Origin of the sequence: Pseudomonas sp. Leaf59 (genome assembly GCF_920984685.1) — a bacterium.
In the GTDB taxonomy this organism is placed as follows: Bacteria; Pseudomonadota; Gammaproteobacteria; order Pseudomonadales; family Pseudomonadaceae; genus Aquipseudomonas.
Genome location: NZ_CAKLBR010000024.1, coordinates 58,109 through 73,317 on the forward strand (window position 1 = coordinate 58,109; position 15,209 = coordinate 73,317).

The 15,209-nt window shown below is 60.4% G+C and carries 17 protein-coding genes; 8 read left to right on the forward strand and 9 right to left on the reverse strand.

Features of this window, described 5'->3' with window-relative positions; all coding sequences use genetic code 11:
- Window positions 1-301 precede the first annotated feature (301 nt).
- From LUB09_RS21265 to LUB09_RS21280, 4 genes are all read left to right on the forward strand, one after another.
- Window positions 302-895 carry an aminodeoxychorismate/anthranilate synthase component II gene (locus LUB09_RS21265; protein ID WP_003232567.1) on the forward strand — a complete coding sequence of 198 codons (594 nt, stop codon included), beginning with the start codon at window positions 302-304 and terminating at the stop codon, window positions 893-895.
- Between the two features lie 9 nt (window positions 896-904).
- Window positions 905-1,954, forward strand: coding sequence for an anthranilate phosphoribosyltransferase (gene trpD, locus LUB09_RS21270; RefSeq protein WP_015373084.1), 1,050 nt, complete (start codon window positions 905-907; stop codon window positions 1,952-1,954).
- Window positions 1,951-2,787 carry an indole-3-glycerol phosphate synthase TrpC gene (gene trpC, locus LUB09_RS21275; protein WP_209985449.1) on the forward strand — a complete coding sequence of 279 codons (837 nt, stop codon included), beginning with the start codon at window positions 1,951-1,953 and terminating at the stop codon, window positions 2,785-2,787. Before trpD ends, trpC begins: the two co-directional genes overlap by 4 nt.
- A gap of 139 nt (window positions 2,788-2,926) precedes the next feature.
- Window positions 2,927-3,622, forward strand: a complete 696-nt coding sequence (locus LUB09_RS21280) for a lipoate--protein ligase family protein (RefSeq protein WP_231423612.1) — start codon at window positions 2,927-2,929, stop codon at window positions 3,620-3,622.
- Here LUB09_RS21280 and crp read toward each other — a convergent pair.
- Window positions 3,619-4,263: a cAMP-activated global transcriptional regulator CRP gene (crp, locus tag LUB09_RS21285; protein ID WP_209985442.1), complete on the reverse strand. Its 645-nt coding sequence runs from the start codon at window positions 4,261-4,263 to the stop codon at window positions 3,619-3,621. The two genes, LUB09_RS21280 and crp, sit on opposite strands and share 4 nt — an antisense overlap.
- 215 nt (window positions 4,264-4,478) lie before the next feature.
- Here crp and LUB09_RS21290 point away from each other — a divergent pair, with 215 nt between their 5' ends.
- Window positions 4,479-4,901 carry an OsmC family protein gene (locus tag LUB09_RS21290; protein ID WP_003210947.1) on the forward strand — a complete coding sequence of 141 codons (423 nt, stop codon included), beginning with the start codon at window positions 4,479-4,481 and terminating at the stop codon, window positions 4,899-4,901.
- 28 nt (window positions 4,902-4,929) lie between these two features.
- Here the strand turns inward: LUB09_RS21290 and coq7 are convergent, their stop codons facing one another.
- From coq7 to hemJ, 6 genes are all read right to left on the reverse strand, one after another.
- Window positions 4,930-5,577: a 2-polyprenyl-3-methyl-6-methoxy-1,4-benzoquinone monooxygenase gene (gene coq7, locus LUB09_RS21295; RefSeq protein ID WP_209985439.1), complete on the reverse strand. Its 648-nt coding sequence runs from the start codon at window positions 5,575-5,577 to the stop codon at window positions 4,930-4,932.
- Window positions 5,578-5,695: 118 nt separating this feature from the next.
- Complete coding sequence (locus tag LUB09_RS21300) at window positions 5,696-6,034, reverse strand: histidine triad nucleotide-binding protein (protein WP_057006693.1); 339 nt, start codon at window positions 6,032-6,034, stop codon at window positions 5,696-5,698.
- Between the two features lie 45 nt (window positions 6,035-6,079).
- Window positions 6,080-6,868, reverse strand: coding sequence for an SDR family NAD(P)-dependent oxidoreductase (locus LUB09_RS21305; RefSeq protein WP_231423613.1), 789 nt, complete (start codon window positions 6,866-6,868; stop codon window positions 6,080-6,082).
- 63 nt (window positions 6,869-6,931) lie between these two features.
- The gene (locus LUB09_RS21310; protein WP_209985434.1) at window positions 6,932-7,888 is read right to left on the reverse strand and encodes a DUF805 domain-containing protein; all 957 of its coding nucleotides are present in this window, start codon (window positions 7,886-7,888) and stop codon (window positions 6,932-6,934) included.
- Window positions 7,889-7,956: 68 nt separating this feature from the next.
- On the reverse strand, window positions 7,957-8,907 hold the full coding sequence (locus LUB09_RS21315) for an NAD(P)H-dependent flavin oxidoreductase (RefSeq protein WP_231423614.1): 951 nt from the start codon (window positions 8,905-8,907) through the stop codon (window positions 7,957-7,959).
- A 24-nt stretch (window positions 8,908-8,931) separates the two neighbouring features.
- A complete protein-coding gene (gene hemJ / locus LUB09_RS21320; RefSeq protein ID WP_003232547.1) occupies window positions 8,932-9,360 on the reverse strand; it encodes a protoporphyrinogen oxidase HemJ in 429 nt (142 codons plus the stop codon).
- Window positions 9,361-9,494: 134 nt separating this feature from the next.
- Between hemJ and argC the strand changes: the two genes are divergently transcribed.
- Both argC and erpA read left to right on the forward strand, forming a co-directional pair.
- On the forward strand, window positions 9,495-10,529 hold the full coding sequence (gene argC, locus LUB09_RS21325; protein ID WP_209985429.1) for an N-acetyl-gamma-glutamyl-phosphate reductase: 1,035 nt from the start codon (window positions 9,495-9,497) through the stop codon (window positions 10,527-10,529).
- Window positions 10,530-10,692: 163 nt separating this feature from the next.
- Window positions 10,693-11,043: an iron-sulfur cluster insertion protein ErpA gene (gene erpA / locus LUB09_RS21330; protein ID WP_003176443.1), complete on the forward strand. Its 351-nt coding sequence runs from the start codon at window positions 10,693-10,695 to the stop codon at window positions 11,041-11,043.
- Between the two features lie 90 nt (window positions 11,044-11,133).
- Here erpA and LUB09_RS21335 read toward each other — a convergent pair whose 3' ends face one another.
- Both LUB09_RS21335 and LUB09_RS21340 read right to left on the reverse strand, forming a co-directional pair.
- Window positions 11,134-12,225 (reverse strand): anhydro-N-acetylmuramic acid kinase, encoded by a 1,092-nt coding sequence (locus tag LUB09_RS21335; RefSeq protein WP_231423615.1) that lies wholly within the window; start codon window positions 12,223-12,225, stop codon window positions 11,134-11,136.
- 3 nt (window positions 12,226-12,228) lie between these two features.
- The gene (locus LUB09_RS21340) at window positions 12,229-13,638 is read right to left on the reverse strand and encodes a peptidoglycan DD-metalloendopeptidase family protein (protein ID WP_231423616.1); all 1,410 of its coding nucleotides are present in this window, start codon (window positions 13,636-13,638) and stop codon (window positions 12,229-12,231) included.
- Between the two features lie 209 nt (window positions 13,639-13,847).
- Here LUB09_RS21340 and tyrS point away from each other — a divergent pair, with 209 nt between their 5' ends.
- Window positions 13,848-15,047 (forward strand): tyrosine--tRNA ligase, encoded by a 1,200-nt coding sequence (gene tyrS / locus LUB09_RS21345; RefSeq protein WP_231423617.1) that lies wholly within the window; start codon window positions 13,848-13,850, stop codon window positions 15,045-15,047.
- Window positions 15,048-15,209: the final 162 nt, after the last annotated feature.

The window sequence follows — 15,209 nt, forward strand, 5'->3', positions numbered from 1 at the left end:
GCGCGACTATATTGCACCGCTCGCGAGGCTACGCTACTGTGCCCCAACGTATGAACGAGACCCTCCCCGTGTTGATCATCAGCAAACTCTTGATGCGCGTCATCAAGGCTCACGCCCGTTGGCGTTGGCGCGCCTGACTGTTCCCTGCCGGCCCCGCCGGACCTGTACCGATTTGCCTTCTTCACCCTTTGTCTGACGCCCCGTGTCGGCTCGGCCGGCCACTGGAACGTGCGTTCGACAGCGGGTCACGCCCTGGAAGGCGGACATTCGAAATCAGTGAATTCAAGAGGTTTGAACCCACATGTTGCTGATGATTGATAACTACGATTCCTTTACCTACAACGTCGTGCAGTACCTGGGCGAACTCGGTGCCGAGGTCAAGGTGGTGCGCAACGACGAACTGAGCGTGGCGCAGATCGCAGCGCTGAACCCGGAACGCATCGTGGTTTCGCCTGGCCCCTGCACCCCGACCGAGGCGGGCATCTCCCTCGAAGCCATTCAGTATTTCGCCGGCAAGCTGCCTATCCTGGGCGTGTGTCTGGGCCATCAGTCCATCGGCCAGGCCTTTGGTGGTGACGTGGTGCGTGCGCGCCAGGTGATGCACGGCAAGACCAGCCCGGTGTTCCACAGGGACTTGGGCGTATTTCAGGCGTTGAACAATCCCGTAACAGTGACCCGCTACCATTCGCTGGTGGTCAAGCGTGAAACCCTGCCCGAGTGCCTGGAACCGACCGCCTGGACCCAGCTGGAAGACGGCTCGGTCGACGAGATCATGGGCCTGCGCCACAAGACGCTGAATATCGAAGGGGTGCAATTTCACCCTGAGTCGATTCTGACCGAGCAGGGTTACGAGCTGTTCGCCAACTTTCTCAAGCAGAGCGGCGGCACGCGCTAAGGACTTTTCATGGATATCAAGACTGCCCTGGGCCGTATCGTCGGCCACCTGGACCTGAGCACCGCGGAAATGAGCGATGTGATGCGCGAGATCATGACCGGTCAGTGCACCGACGCACAGATCGGTGCGTTCATGATGGCCATGCGCATGAAGAGCGAGAGCATCGACGAGATCGTCGGCGCTGTGTCGGTCATGCGCGAGCTGGCGGACAAGGTTGAACTCAAGACCCTCGACGGTGTGGTCGACGTGGTCGGCACTGGCGGCGATGGCGCGAATATCTTCAACGTGTCCACGGCGTCTTCATTTGTGGTTGCGGCGGCGGGCTGCACGGTGGCCAAGCACGGCAACCGTGCGGTGTCCGGCAAGAGCGGCAGTGCCGATCTGCTGGAAGCGGCGGGCATCTACCTGAACCTGACGCCGGTGCAAGTGGCACGCTGCATCGACAGCGTCGGCATCGGCTTCATGTTTGCCCAGTCCCATCACGGTGCGATGAAACACGCCGCCGGCCCGCGCAAGGATCTTGGCCTGCGCACCCTGTTCAACATGCTTGGCCCGCTTACGAATCCGGCCGGTGTGAAGCATCAGGTGGTGGGCGTGTTCAGCGAAGCCCTGTGCCGGCCGCTGGCCGAAGTGTTGCAACGCATGGGCAGCAAGCATGTGCTGGTGGTGCATTCCAAGGATGGCCTGGACGAATTCAGCCTGGCGGCGCCGACGTTTGTGGCGGAGCTCAAGAACGACCAAATCACCGAATATTGGGTCGAACCTGAAGACCTCGGCATGAAGAGCCAGAGTCTGCATGGCCTGGCGGTGGAAAGCCCGGCCGCGTCCCTGGAGTTGATCCGCGATGCCCTGGGGCGCCGCAAGACCGAGAACGGTCAAAAAGCGGCCGAGATGATTGTTCTGAATGCTGGCGCGGCACTTTACGCCGCCGACCATGCCTATAGTCTTAAAGAGGGTGTCGCCTTGGCTCATGATGCACTTCACACCGGTCTGGCTCGCGAAAAACTCGAAGAGCTGGGAGCATTCACTGCGGTATTCAAGATGGAGAATGAAGGATGAGTGTGCCAACCGTTCTACAAAAAATTCTGGCCCGCAAGGCAGAAGAAGTCGCTGAGCGCCGCGCGCGTGTGAGCCTGGCCGAGCTGGAAGCGCAGGCGAAAGTCGCCGATGCCCCGCGCGGTTTTGCCAATGCCTTGATCGCCCAGGCCAAGCTCAAGCAGCCTGCGGTGATTGCCGAGGTGAAAAAGGCCTCGCCGAGCAAAGGCGTCATTCGTGAGCACTTCGTTCCGTCCGACATTGCCGCCAGTTACGAGAAGGGCGGGGCGACGTGCCTCTCCGTGCTGACCGACATCGACTACTTCCAGGGCTCCGACCTGTTCCTGCAGCAGGCGCGCGCGGCGTGCAAGCTGCCGGTGATCCGCAAGGATTTCATGGTTGACCCGTACCAGATCATCGAAGCCCGTGCCCTGGGCGCCGACTGTGTACTGCTGATCGTCTCCGCGCTGGATGACGTAAAGCTGGCCGAACTGGCGGCGGTGGCCAAGAGCGTCGGTCTGGACGTGTTGGTTGAAGTACACGACGGCGATGAGCTGGAGCGCGCATTGAAAACCGTCGACACGCGGTTGGTTGGCGTGAACAACCGTAACCTGCACACCTTCGAAGTCAGCCTGGAAACCACCCTCGACCTGCTGCCGCGCATTCCGCGTGACCGCCTGGTGATCACCGAGAGTGGCATCGCCAACCGTGCCGATGTGGAACTGATGGAAATCAATGGCGTGTATTCGTTCCTGGTGGGCGAGACGTTCATGCGCGCCGAGCACCCGGGGGCGGAGTTGCAACGTCTGTTCTTCCCGGAGCGTGGCGTGCCGGTCGGCGGCTCGACACTGGACTGATTGAAACACGGTCAACCTGTGGGAGGGGGCTTGCTCCCGATGGCATTCGTTCAGTTGATGCGTATTTCGACTGATACTTCGCTATCGGGAGCAAGCCCCCTCCCACATTGGGTGTGGGTGTATTCAGGGAGATGGGCGCATGATTCAACCGATGGCGATGACTGTTGAGGCCGGCCTTGCCGCCGAGCAGGATTTGCTGGCAGCCGTTTGCGCAGGCGAGCAGGCATTCGGGTTGCTGTTCTGGCAGCCCACCGACCAGGCGTTGGTGATGCCGCGTCGCTTGAGCCGGTTGCCGGCGTTTGCGGCGGCGAGCGAGGTGTCGGCGCAGGCCGGTTGGCCGGTGCTGCTGCGCGAAACCGGCGGCGAGCCGGTGCCGCAGTCGGGCGCCACGGTGAATATCGCACTGGTCTACGCGCCACCCCGCAGCGAAGGAGACCAGGGGCGAATCGAAGCCGGTTATCAGCGTTTGTGCCAGCCGATCTGCGACGTGCTGATCGAGCTGGGCGGTGATGCCAGTGTGGGTGAAGTCGATGGCGCCTTCTGCGACGGGCGTTACAACGTCAACCTCAACGGTCGCAAGATGGTTGGCACCGCCCAGCGCTGGCGGCAAAGCGGCGGTCGTCCGGTGGGATTGGTACACGGCGCGTTACTACTGGATGACCACCGCCAGGCGTTGATTGCGGCAGTCAACCGTTTCAATCAAGCCTGTGGCCTGGAGCAGCGGGTGCGCGCCGACAGCCATATTGCCCTGCATGAAGCTTTTGCCGCGCCCGATGCCATCGGCCGGCTCGACACTTTGTACCGTCAGATGCTCGCCGGTTTCATGCCCGCTTAACGCGTGCCGAACACCACCATCGTCTTGCCTTTGACGTGCACCAGGTTGCGTTCTTCCAGGTCCTTGAGTACGCGACCGACCATTTCCCGTGAACAGCCGACAATGCGCCCGATCTCCTGGCGCGTCACTTTGATCTGCATGCCATCCGGGTGGGTCATGGCATCGGGTTGTTTGCACAACTCCAGCAGGCACCGGGCCACGCGGCCGGTGACGTCGAAGAATGCCAGGTCGCCGACTTTGCGCGTGGTGTCGCGCAGACGCTGGGCGATCTGACCGCTCAGGGCATACAGGATGTCGGGGTCCTGTTGGGACAGTTCACGAAACTTGGTGTAGCTGATCTCGGCGACTTCGCATTCGACCTTGGCGCGTACCCAGGCACTGCGTTCCTGTTCCTTTCCGGCTTGTTCGAACAGGCCCAGCTCGCCAAAGAAATCGCCGGTGTTGAGGTAGGCGATGATCATCTCGCGGCCGTCGTCGTCCTCGATCAGGATGGTGACCGAGCCCTTGATGATGAAAAACAGTGTTTCGGAGCGTTCGCCGGCGCAGATGATGTTGTGCTTGGCCGGGTAGCGCCGGCGCTGGCAATGCATCAACAGCTTGTCGAGATTCTTGATCTTGGGTGTGGGAGTAAGGGCAACCATGGTTGTTTCCCGAAAGGCGACGCTAAGGAATTGAAGTTATGCTCTCCGACAGTGGCAATACGCCATCGAATTGGCGCCAGCTTACCAGACACATTCTGTCTCGATTAGCGAATTTATCGGGTAAACGTTTTTATTGATCGCATTCGCGCCAAACGCTGCCGCTGCCGGGCCCTGTGCTAAGCTGGCGACCCTTTTTTAGCAGTGGAGTCTGGGCGATGAAGGCACGCATCCAATGGGCGGGCGAAGCCATGTTCCTCGGTGAGTCGGGCAGCGGCCATGTGGTGGTGATGGACGGTCCGCCTGAAGCGGGCGGCCGCAACCTCGGCGTGCGGCCGATGGAAATGCTGCTGCTGGGCGTGGGCGGCTGCAGCAATTTCGACGTGGTCAGTATCCTGAAAAAGTCCCGTCAGGCGGTAGAGAGCTGCGAGGCGTTTCTGGAGGCCGAGCGCGCCACGGAAGATCCCAAGGTGTTTACCAGGATTCACATGCATTTTGTGGTGAAGGGGCGGGCGCTGAAGGAGGCCCAGGTCAAGCGGGCCATCGAGCTGTCGGCTGAGAAGTATTGCTCGGCGTCGATCATGCTGGGTGCGGCCGGCGTGGCCATCACCCATGATTACGAGATTATCGAACTGGGTTGAGCGCCAGGAGCGAGCACGCTCGCTCCTGCTAGATACGGTAGGTGCTTTTGGTCATGACTTTGGCCAGCAGGCCCATGCCGAATCGTACCGGCGCCGGGAAGCGAAAACCGCCGGCATCCAACGCGCTGTCCGCGTGGAGGGCTTCATCAATGCGCATCTGTTCGAGGATTGCCCGGGATTTTTCGTCCTCTGCCGGCAATTGCTCGAGGTGCTCATCCAGATGCTTGCACACCTGATGCTCGGTGGCGGCGACGAAGCCCAGGCTCACCTTGTCGCTGATCAGGCCGGCGGCAGCGCCGATGCCGAATGACAAACCATAGAACAGCGGATTGAGCACGCTGGGATGACTGCCCAACTGGCGGATGCGTTGCTCGCACCAGGCCAGGTGGTCGACTTCTTCCTCGGCCGAATGCTCCATCGCGGCGCGCACCTGCGGCAGCTTGGCGGTCAGGGCCTGGCCCTGGTACAGCGCCTGGGCACACACTTCGCCGGTATGGTTGATGCGCATCAGGCCGGCGACATGGCGGGTCTCGGTCGCGCTCATCTGGGCATCGGGCTGCACGATGGCCGGCGAGGGGCGGTGAGGCTGGCCGCTGAAGGGCAATAGCGTGCGCATGGCGGTGTCGGCTTGCAGCAGCAGGCGGTCAATCGGCGAGTAGTGACGTTGGGTAGTCATGCAGACCTCCGGGAAAAATCTCAGCGGCCAGTCTACCGCAAGAGAGAGTGAAGCGTTTGCGTGCAGTCTGGGGCACTAGGTCACGGCCAGCGGCCATGACCTCCCCAAACAGGCTGTTTCAGCCCGGCGGCCAGTTCATCTGGCGCTGACCCAGCACATGCATATGGATGTGATAAACGGTCTGGCCGCCCATCTCGTTGCAGTTCATGACCACCCGAAACCCTTCCTCACAGCCCAGTTCCAGCGCCAGGCGTTGAGCCGTGAACAGGATATGGCCAGCCAGCGCCTTGTCGTCCTCGGTCAGGTCGTTCAGGGTGCGGACGGGTTTTTTCGGAATCACCAGAAAATGTACCGGCGCCTGCGGTGCGATATCGTGGAAGGCCAGAACCTGGTCATCCTCGTAGATGATGTTGGCAGGTATTTCTCTGTTGATGATCTTGGTGAACAGAGTATCCACAGCTGTTTCTCCCTTATTGATGTGCGGGTGAGTGTACCCAGGCGGTCAGCGCAGGCAATAGGCCTTGTTGATTGCGCCGGCGATCTTGCGCGTCAGCCAGCGCGGGCTCAGACGCGGGCTGAACGTCAGCCAGCGATTGCGTCGCCCGGGAATGATGATGGCTTTGTTTTTTTCCAGGGCGCGCACGGTGTACAGCGCGACTTCTTCGGGGCTCATCAGTTGCTGGCTGCGGTCGAGCCTGGCGGTGTCCATTTGTGCGGTGCCGAAGAATGCGGTGCGCGTGGGGCCGGGGCACAACACGGACACTTTGATGCCGCAGGTTTTGAGTTCTTCGCGCAAGCCTTCGGAGAAGTGCAGCACATAGGCCTTGCTGGCGTAATAGCTGCTCATCCACGGGCCGGGCTGGAATGCCGCGACGGACGCCACATTCAGAATCTGCCCGCCGCCCTGCAGTGCCATGGCGTTGCCCAATGCGTGACACAGGCGGGTGAGGGCGAGGATGTTGACTTCGATCAGGTCCTGCTCGGTCATCCAGTCCTGGGCCAGGAACGGCCCGCTGGTGCCGATGCCGGCGCAATTGACCAGCAGGTCGATCTGCCGCTCGCCTTCTTCCAGCTCCAGCAAAAAGCCGGACAAGCGCAGTGGCTCGCCCAGATCGCAGGCTCGAAACAGCACTTCGACGCCAAAGCGTTGAGTCAATTCCAGTGCAATGCTTTCCAACTGATCACGCTGGCGGGCCACCAGAATCAAGCTGCGGCCACGCCGCGCCAGGGCTTCGGCCAGGGCCAGGCCGATGCCGCTGGAGGCACCGGTGATCAGAGCGTAACGGGTCATGCCTTTCTCCATCGCAACGCCGCCGTGCCTGTGACGGAGGCGTCACAAGCGGCGGGCGTTTCTTTACTGTTCCGGAGAGTCTACAGGTTCGCCTGCATCGTCAGCACTTTGCGCGTCTTCATCCTCCATGATGACGCTCTGGTCGCCGGCTTCATCGGTGGTGATCGAACTGCTTTCATAGCTGCTGTCCATGTTGGCCTCGAGCTGATCCAGGTAGCCGTTCATGCCCAAGGTCACCACGATAGCCAGCATCACCGGAATGAACGCCAGCCACAGGGTCGCGAGGACTTTGACCGCGGTGGAGTTGCGCGGAGGCGGTGCGCCATATTGGTTGGCGCCTGCGTTACCTGGCAGTACCAGCATCAGCAGCGGGAACACGCTGTTGACCAGCGGCACCAGGTTGAGCAGGTACAGCCAGCCGGACCAGCCCAGGTCGTGCAGGCGCTGCACACCGATCTGCACGCTGACCACGACCAGTGCGACAAACAGCGCAAAACCCAGCACACCACCGAGAATGATGGCCGCTGTCGGCGAGGCGGTTGCCACGGCGAAACTGGCGGTGCTGATGATGCCGCCGGCCACCAGCATGGCGAGGGTCAGCACCAGCGTCCAGGCCAGGTAGCGCAGGCGCCCGATGCGACCATTGATGGTGAACACCTTCAGGTCGGCAAATTCCGGCAGGTCATCACCGACGGCGGCGCGTGGTGGCGCGTAGGGTGAAGTGGCCGGGCTGGAGAAGTCTTTAGAGCCGGTTTCATGGGTTTCAGCGAGGCTGAAGGCGACGGGTTGCTCGGCCTCGATGCGGGCATCGATCCCGGCGTTCTTCAGGGCGGTGAGGTAGGTCTCGGCATCGGCACGCGACAGGTCGCGTTTGAGCGCAACCGGGCGGCCGGTGAAGAGCTTCTCGATCGCAGCCACATCGCTCTTGAACAACTCGGCCAGATTCAGCTTGGCAGTGGTGCTTTCGACACCCGGGAGCAGGGCTCCGTCAAACACAATCTTGAAACGGTTGTCGCTCATGCGGGCATCCTTGTCAGTTGTAAGGGAAGGTGAGCCGGCCTGCTTTATCGGCGGGCCCGGCGAGTGTATCAGCGTGGCCAGCGCAACTGTGCGGCCTGCTCGCGCGCCGTGCGGTATTCGGCATCCAGGCGCGCAACGAGTTCATCGACGCCGGGCAGATCATTGATCTCGCCGACACCCTGGCCGGCGGACCATACGGTCTTCCAGGCCTTGGCCTCGTCGCTCAACGGCTTGAGCGTGGAGCCGCCTTTGCCTTGCAGGGCCGTGAGGTCGAAGCCGGCGTTTTCCAGGCTCTGGCGCATGAAGCTCGCGGGCACACCGGAAACAGCCGGAGTGTGCACGATGTCGGCGGCGTGTGATGTGAGCAGCATCTCTTTATAGGCATCCGGGGCTTGGCTTTCGGTGGTGCCGATAAAGCGTGTGCCGAGGTAGGCCAGGTCTGCGCCCAGCATTTGCGCGGCGAGCACTTCGTGCCCATGGTTGAGGCAGCCGGCCAGCAGCAGGGTTTTGTCGAAGAACTGACGAATTTCGGCAATCAGCGCGAAAGGACTCCAGGTGCCGGCATGGCCTCCGGCGCCTGCGGCCACGGCGATCAAACCATCGACACCTGCTTCGGCGGCCTTTTCGGCATGGCGCCGGGTGGTGACGTCGTGGAACACCAGGCCGCCGTAGCTGTGCACGGCGTCCACCAGCTCCTTTACCGCACCGAGGCTGGTGATGACGATGGGGACCTTGTGTTCGACGCAGATCGCGAGGTCGGCCTGCAGCCGTGGGTTGCTGTTGTGCACGATCAGGTTCACGGCGTACGGCGCGGGGTTATCCAACTGCGCCAGGCCCGCTTCTATTTCCTCCAGCCAGGCCTTGAAGCCGCTGCTTTCACGCTGGTTGAGCGCCGGGAAACTGCCGACCACCCCGTTGCGACAACACGCCAGTACCAGTTGCGGGTTGGAGATCAGGAACATCGGCGCTACCACCAGGGGCAGGTGCAGACGCTGTTCGAGCAGGGCGGGCAGTGACATTGGCGCAACTCCGAGTGATTGAAGTTAGAACGGTTTGACCACGACCAGAATTACGATGGCCAGCAACATCAGCACAGGCACTTCGTTGAACCAGCGATAAAACACGTGGCTGCGAGTGTTTTCACCACGAGCGAAGCGTTTTACCTGCGCGCCGCACATATGGTGATAGCCGATCAGCAGCACTACCAGGGTCAGCTTTGCGTGGATCCAGCCGCCGGATTGAAAGATGCCCGGGTTGAGGACGATCAGCCAGATGCCAAAGACCAGGGAGGCGATCATCGCCGGCCCCATGATGCCGCGGTACAACTTGCGCTCCATGACGCTGAAGCGTTCCTTGCTGACGGTGTCCTCGCTTTGAGCGTGGTAGACGAACAGGCGCGGCAGGTAGAACAGCCCGGCAAACCAGCAGACGATGCTGATGATGTGGAAGGCTTTGATCCATAGATAGAGCATTTCTAGTTATTCCCAGGTTCACGGTAGGGAAGATAGTAGTGGCTGATGCGCCCATACGTCACGTTGACGGTTGTCGCAGGGCGATACGACCCCTATTATCGACGGCTTTCCAGTGGTTCGTTGAGGGCAGGGTTATGGTCAAGGTCGGTATCGTCGGCGGCACGGGTTACACCGGTGTCGAATTGCTGCGTCTGTTGGCTCAGCATCCGCAGGCTGAGGTGGTGGTCATCACCTCTCGATCCGAGGCCGGCCTGGCCGTGGCCGATATGTACCCTAACCTGCGCGGCCATTACGACGGCCTGGCGTTCAGCGTGCCGGACGTCAAGACCCTGGGCGCCTGTGACGTGGTGTTTTTTGCCACCCCTCACGGGGTTGCCCATGCGTTGGCCGGCGAACTGCTGGCTGCCGGTACGAGGGTCATCGACCTCTCCGCCGACTTCCGCCTGCAGGACGCCGATGAATGGGCCAAGTGGTATGGCCAGCCGCACGGCGCGCCGCAGTTGCTGGAGGAGGCGGTGTATGGCCTGCCGGAAGTCAATCGTGAGCAGATCAAGCAAGCCCGCTTGATTGCGGTGCCAGGTTGCTACCCGACCGCAACCCAACTGGGCTTTCTGCCGTTGCTGGAAGCCGGGCTGGCCGACGCTTCGCGCCTGATCGCAGACTGCAAGTCGGGAGTGAGCGGCGCCGGTCGTGGAGCGGCGGTAGGTTCGCTGTACTCCGAGACCGCAGAAAGCATGAAGGCTTATGCCGTTAAAGGGCATCGTCATTTGCCGGAAATCCGCCAGGGCCTCTGCCGGGCAGCGGGCAAGGACGTGGGCCTGACCTTTGTGCCGCACCTCGCGCCGATGATTCGCGGTATTCATTCCACGCTGTACGCAACCGTGGTCGATCGCTCGGTCGATCTGCAGGCACTGTTTGAAAAGCGCTATGCCAATGAGCCGTTCGTCGATGTCATGCCGGCTGGCAGTCATCCGGAAACCCGCAGTGTGCGCGGTGCCAATGTGTGCCGGATTGCGGTACACCGTCCGCAGGATGGCGACCTGGTGGTGGTGCTGTCGGTGATCGACAATCTGGTCAAGGGGGCGTCGGGCCAGGCGGTGCAGAACATGAACATCCTGTTTGGTCTGGATGAGAAGCTGGGTCTTTCCCACGCGGGCATGTTGCCTTAAGGCTTTGCTGTAGATACGCAAAGGCCCGCTAATCGGGCCTTTTGTGTTTTTATGAGCGCGTTGCCGATTGATATACCGTAACAATAGTTGACCGCTTTTCTAGGAGAAGCGGATAATGCCGGTCATTACGCATATGACGGCGTTACGCCGGGAGATTATCAGCATGAGCGTTGAATCCTTCACCCCCACGGCTTTGCAATTTACCCACGGTGCTGCGCACAAGGTGAAGAGCCTGGTCGATGAAGAGGGTAATGATCGCTTGAAGCTGCGCGTATTTGTTACGGGCGGCGGTTGTTCAGGGTTTCAGTATGGTTTTACCTTCGATGAAGATGTGGCCGACGATGACACCATCGTCGAGCGCGAGGGCGTGAGCCTGGTCGTGGACCCGATGAGTTTCCAGTACCTGGCAGGTGCCGAAGTGGATTATCAGGAAGGTCTGGAAGGTTCGCGTTTCGTGATCAAGAACCCTAACGCGACCACGACCTGTGGTTGCGGTTCTTCGTTTTCGATCTGATCGATAACCGAGTCTGCATCGCGTACAAAAACGCCGCTTGGCTTTGATCGGCCAAGCGGCGTTTTGCTGTCTGTCGGTTTTGCGGAGCAGTCAGGCGGGGTAGATTGCGCCCAGTACTCGCAACCCACGGGCGCCGGTGACGCTCGGGCGATTGGCGGCGATGCCCTCCAGGCAGCAGTGGGCCAGCCAGGCGAACGCCATGGCCTCCACCCAGTCCGGGTCGACGCCATAGACGGCGGTGCTGCTGACCTGGGTGGCGGGAAGCAGGGCGGCCAGGCGCTTCATCAGCGTGGCGTTATGGGCGCCGCCGCCGCAGATCAGCAGGGTTTCGGTCTGATGTTGAGCTGCCTGCAGGGACTCGACAATGGTCAGAGCCGTCAGCTCCAGCAAAGTCGCCTGCACATCCTCGGGCTGGAAGGCGGGCAGCCGTGCCAGGTGTTGTTGCAACCATGGCAGGTTGAATACTTCTCGACCGGTACTTTTCGGGCCTCGGGTCAGGAAGAACGGATCGCTGAGCAGCGCGCTGAGTAGCGCTGGCTCTACCTTGCCACTGGCTGCCCATTGGCCGTCACGGTCAAAGTGCTCGCCTTGTTGCTGATGGATCCACGCATCCAGCAGCACGTTGCCCGGTCCGCAGTCGAAACCGGCTACAGGTTTGCCCGTCTCGATCAGGCTGAGGTTGCTGAAGCCTCCCACATTCAACACCGCACGGTTGCCGGTTCGTTCGCCAAACAGCGCTTCGTGGAACGCGGGTACGAGGGGCGCGCCCTGACCACCGGCGGCCACGTCACGGCTGCGGAAGTCGCTGACCACGGTGATGCCGGTGAGCTCGGTCAGCAGCGCCGGGTTGCCTATCTGTACGGAGAAGCCCCGTGCGGGTTCGTGACGAATGGTCTGGCCGTGGCTGCCAATCGCGCGAATATCCTGCGGCTTGAGGTTTTGCTGATCCAGCAATGCGTGGATGCCCTTAGCGGCAAGCTCCACCCAGTGCCGTTGGGCGATGGCCGAGCGGGCAATTTCGTCGGCGCCACTGGCGCACAGGCTGAGCAGCTCGGCGCGCAGGGTGTCCGGCATAGGGATGTAATGGGTGGCGATCAGGTTGATCGCCGAGTCCTGTTCGATCAGCGCGACGTCCAGGCCATCGAGGCTGGTTCCGGACATCACACCTATATAGCGCGGCATACCTTAACGCTTCGCCGAGGCGAGCAAGGTGGTGCGTTCCTGATCCATGCGCGCCATCAGTGGCTGGCTCTGCTGCATGAAACGCGCTCGCTCGGCCTTGGCGATCGGGTCGGCCATCGGCAGCTTCTGGCCCAATGGGTCGACGTGCACGCCGTTGACCTGGAATTCATAGTGCAAGTGCGGGCCGGTGGACAGGCCGGTAGTCCCTATGTAGCCAATCACCTGGCCCTGTTTGACCGAGCCGCCGGTCTTGACGCCTTTGGCGAAGCCTTGCATGTGGCCGTACAGGGTGCGGTAGGTGTTGCCGTGCTGGATGATCACGGTGTTGCCGTAGCCGCCACGACGCCCTGCCAGCAAGACCTTGCCGTCACCTGCCGCTTTGATGGGCGTGCCGCGGGGAGCCGCATAGTCGACACCTTTGTGCGCGCGAATCTTGTTCAGGATGGGATGCTTGCGACCCATCGAGAAGCGCGAGCTGATACGAGCGAAGTCCACCGGTGTGCGGATGAACGCCTTGCGCATACTGTTGCCATCGGCGGTGTAGTAGCTGCTGATGCCCTGTTTGTTGGTGTAGCGCACGGCGGTATAGGTTTTACCGCGGTTGGTAAAGCGTGCGGAGAGAATGTTGCCGGTGCCCACCACTTTGCCATTGGCGACTTTCTGCTCGTAGATCACGTCGAATTCGTCACCCTGGCGGATGTCCTGGGCGAAGTCGATGTCGTAGCCGAACACGCTGGCCATGTCCATCGTCATGCTGTGGGACAGGCCCGCGCGTGCCGCTGACTGCGATAGAGAGCTGTTGATCACGCCGTGCACGTAGGCAGAGCGCATCACTGGTTTGGTGGTAACTCGATTGAATGCAAAACCTTTGGCGCCTTTGCTCAGGCTGATGCTTTCCAGGTCGCTGAGAGCGGTGTGCAGGTTGTTCAACTGGCCGTCTGGAGTCAGTTCGAACTCAAGCTTCTGACCGCGCTTGAGTTGGGTGAATTGCTTGGCCTGTTTGTCTGTGGCCAATACCTCGCCAACGGTGGCGGAAGGAAGGCCGACCTTTTCGAACAGAGTGGAAAGCGTGTCGCCTTTGGCCACGATCACTTCGCGGTGTAGCGGGTTCTTGATGCTGTCTGCCGCAGGCTTTGCCTCGGCCTGCCGGGTATCTTCCGGGGTGTTTTCTATCTGGGCAAATGGCGATTCTGTCGGAACGTTTGTGGCTTGTTGCGCGCCGGAAGCGTCTTGATCTTGTGTCAGTTGATCAGCGGGACTTTCCAGCTCAAGGCTCAGGGAGGTTCGTTTGGCTTCTACGTCACTGGAAGGGAATACCAGGAGTGCCAGGCTAAGAAGGGCGGCGATACCACTTGCGGCGAGCAGGTGGGTCTTCGGGTAAAGCGGTGGCGCTTTAGACGGTTCAGTGGTCATAGGTAATTTTGACTTTGAAGATGAAATGGAAAAGATGAATGACATGATGAAGATGAAATAACTGTATAAAATATAACCAAATCATCTGTGGCGCAAGCTCGCGAACGCTGGGCTTGCTGAACGGTGTCCGTGCGCAGGGCAAAACTTGTAATTAGTCCCTGATCTTGTATGGTTGGTTCCCTTTTGAATCTGAGCCTTGCGGGTCTGTTATGAAGTCGGTTGAAGAGCAGCTAGCGCTGATAAAACGTGGTGCGGAAGAACTGTTGGTCGAGGCCGAGCTGATCGAAAAGCTCAAGCGTGGTCAACCCCTGCGTATCAAGGCTGGCTTTGATCCCACGGCGCCGGATCTGCACCTGGGTCATACCGTGCTTATTAACAAGCTGCGTCAGTTTCAGGAGCTGGGGCATCAGGTCATCTTCCTTATAGGTGACTTCACCGGGATGATCGGGGATCCGAGTGGCAAGAGCGCCACGCGCCCTCCGCTGACTCGCGAGCAGGTACTCGATAATGCCGAGACCTACAAGACTCAGGTGTTCAAGATTCTTGATCCGGCCAGGACCGAAGTTGCGTTCAACTCCACCTGGATGGATCAGATGGGGCCGGCGGACTTCATTCGCTTGACGTCCCAGTACACGGTGGCGCGCATGCTTGAACGCGATGATTTCGACAAGCGTTACTCCACCAATCAGCCTATTGCCATTCATGAGTTCCTTTACCCGTTGGTTCAAGGGTATGACTCGGTAGCGTTGCGCGCGGATGTTGAGCTGGGGGGTACCGATCAGAAGTTCAACCTGCTGATGGGGCGCGAGTTGCAGCGCGCGTATGGGCAGGAGGCTCAGTGCATTCTGACCATGCCGTTGCTGGAGGGGTTGGATGGTGTCAAGAAGATGTCCAAGTCCTTGGGTAACTATGTGGGTATTCAGGAAGCGCCAGGGGTGATGTATGGCAAGCTGGTGTCGATTCCGGATGCGCTGATGTGGCGCTACTTCGAGCTGTTGAGCTTCCGTTCCATGGATGAGATCAATGGGCTGCGGGCTGAAGTCGAGGCGGGCGCCAATCCACGGGATGTGAAGATCAAGCTGGCGGAGGAAATCGTTGCGCGGTTCCACGGTGATGAGGCTGCGGCCAATGCTCATCGTGCGGCAGGTAACCGCATGAAGGATGGCGAGCTGCCGGATGACCTGCCGGAGATCGAGTTGACTGCTGCAGAGGCGATGCCCGTGGCGGCTGTCCTTAATAAGGCAGGTTTGGTGAAGAACTCTGCGGTTGCGCGTGATCTGCTGGGGTCCGGTGGTGTGCGTATAGACGGTGAGGTTGTTGATCGCACCTTTATGTATGAGCTGGGCGCTACTCACGTTTGCCAGGCTGGAAAGAAGGCATTTGCGCGTATTACGCTCAAAGCCGAATAAACCTGAAATTAAGTGTTGACGGCGAATTATATCTGTCTATAATTCGCCCCACTTCCGGCGCAGTCGAAACGGAAAACTCCTTGGTAAACAAGTAGTTATGCAAGATTCGACAGCGAGTTGCTTCAGTTCATCGAAGTCCAGAAGAAGTTGATAGTGCGGTGT

What these genes read in the sequence shown, in the direction of transcription:
- LUB09_RS21265 (WP_003232567.1), top strand. Translation starts at nt 302, where the DNA reads ATGTTGCTGATGATTGATAACTACGATTCCTTTACCTACAACGTCGTG.
- trpD (WP_015373084.1), top strand. Translation starts at nt 905, where the DNA reads ATGGATATCAAGACTGCCCTGGGCCGTATCGTCGGCCACCTGGACCTG.
- trpC (WP_209985449.1), top strand. Translation starts at nt 1,951, where the DNA reads ATGAGTGTGCCAACCGTTCTACAAAAAATTCTGGCCCGCAAGGCAGAA.
- LUB09_RS21280 (WP_231423612.1), top strand. Translation starts at nt 2,927, where the DNA reads ATGATTCAACCGATGGCGATGACTGTTGAGGCCGGCCTTGCCGCCGAG.
- crp (WP_209985442.1), bottom strand. Translation starts at nt 4,263, where the DNA reads ATGGTTGCCCTTACTCCCACACCCAAGATCAAGAATCTCGACAAGCTG.
- LUB09_RS21290 (WP_003210947.1), top strand. Translation starts at nt 4,479, where the DNA reads ATGAAGGCACGCATCCAATGGGCGGGCGAAGCCATGTTCCTCGGTGAG.
- coq7 (WP_209985439.1), bottom strand. Translation starts at nt 5,577, where the DNA reads ATGACTACCCAACGTCACTACTCGCCGATTGACCGCCTGCTGCTGCAA.
- LUB09_RS21305 (WP_231423613.1), bottom strand. Translation starts at nt 6,868, where the DNA reads ATGACCCGTTACGCTCTGATCACCGGTGCCTCCAGCGGCATCGGCCTG.
- LUB09_RS21310 (WP_209985434.1), bottom strand. Translation starts at nt 7,888, where the DNA reads ATGAGCGACAACCGTTTCAAGATTGTGTTTGACGGAGCCCTGCTCCCG.
- LUB09_RS21315 (WP_231423614.1), bottom strand. Translation starts at nt 8,907, where the DNA reads ATGTCACTGCCCGCCCTGCTCGAACAGCGTCTGCACCTGCCCCTGGTG.
- hemJ (WP_003232547.1), bottom strand. Translation starts at nt 9,360, where the DNA reads ATGCTCTATCTATGGATCAAAGCCTTCCACATCATCAGCATCGTCTGC.
- argC (WP_209985429.1), top strand. Translation starts at nt 9,495, where the DNA reads ATGGTCAAGGTCGGTATCGTCGGCGGCACGGGTTACACCGGTGTCGAA.
- erpA (WP_003176443.1), top strand. Translation starts at nt 10,693, where the DNA reads ATGAGCGTTGAATCCTTCACCCCCACGGCTTTGCAATTTACCCACGGT.
- LUB09_RS21335 (WP_231423615.1), bottom strand. Translation starts at nt 12,225, where the DNA reads ATGCCGCGCTATATAGGTGTGATGTCCGGAACCAGCCTCGATGGCCTG.
- LUB09_RS21340 (WP_231423616.1), bottom strand. Translation starts at nt 13,638, where the DNA reads ATGACCACTGAACCGTCTAAAGCGCCACCGCTTTACCCGAAGACCCAC.
- tyrS (WP_231423617.1), top strand. Translation starts at nt 13,848, where the DNA reads ATGAAGTCGGTTGAAGAGCAGCTAGCGCTGATAAAACGTGGTGCGGAA.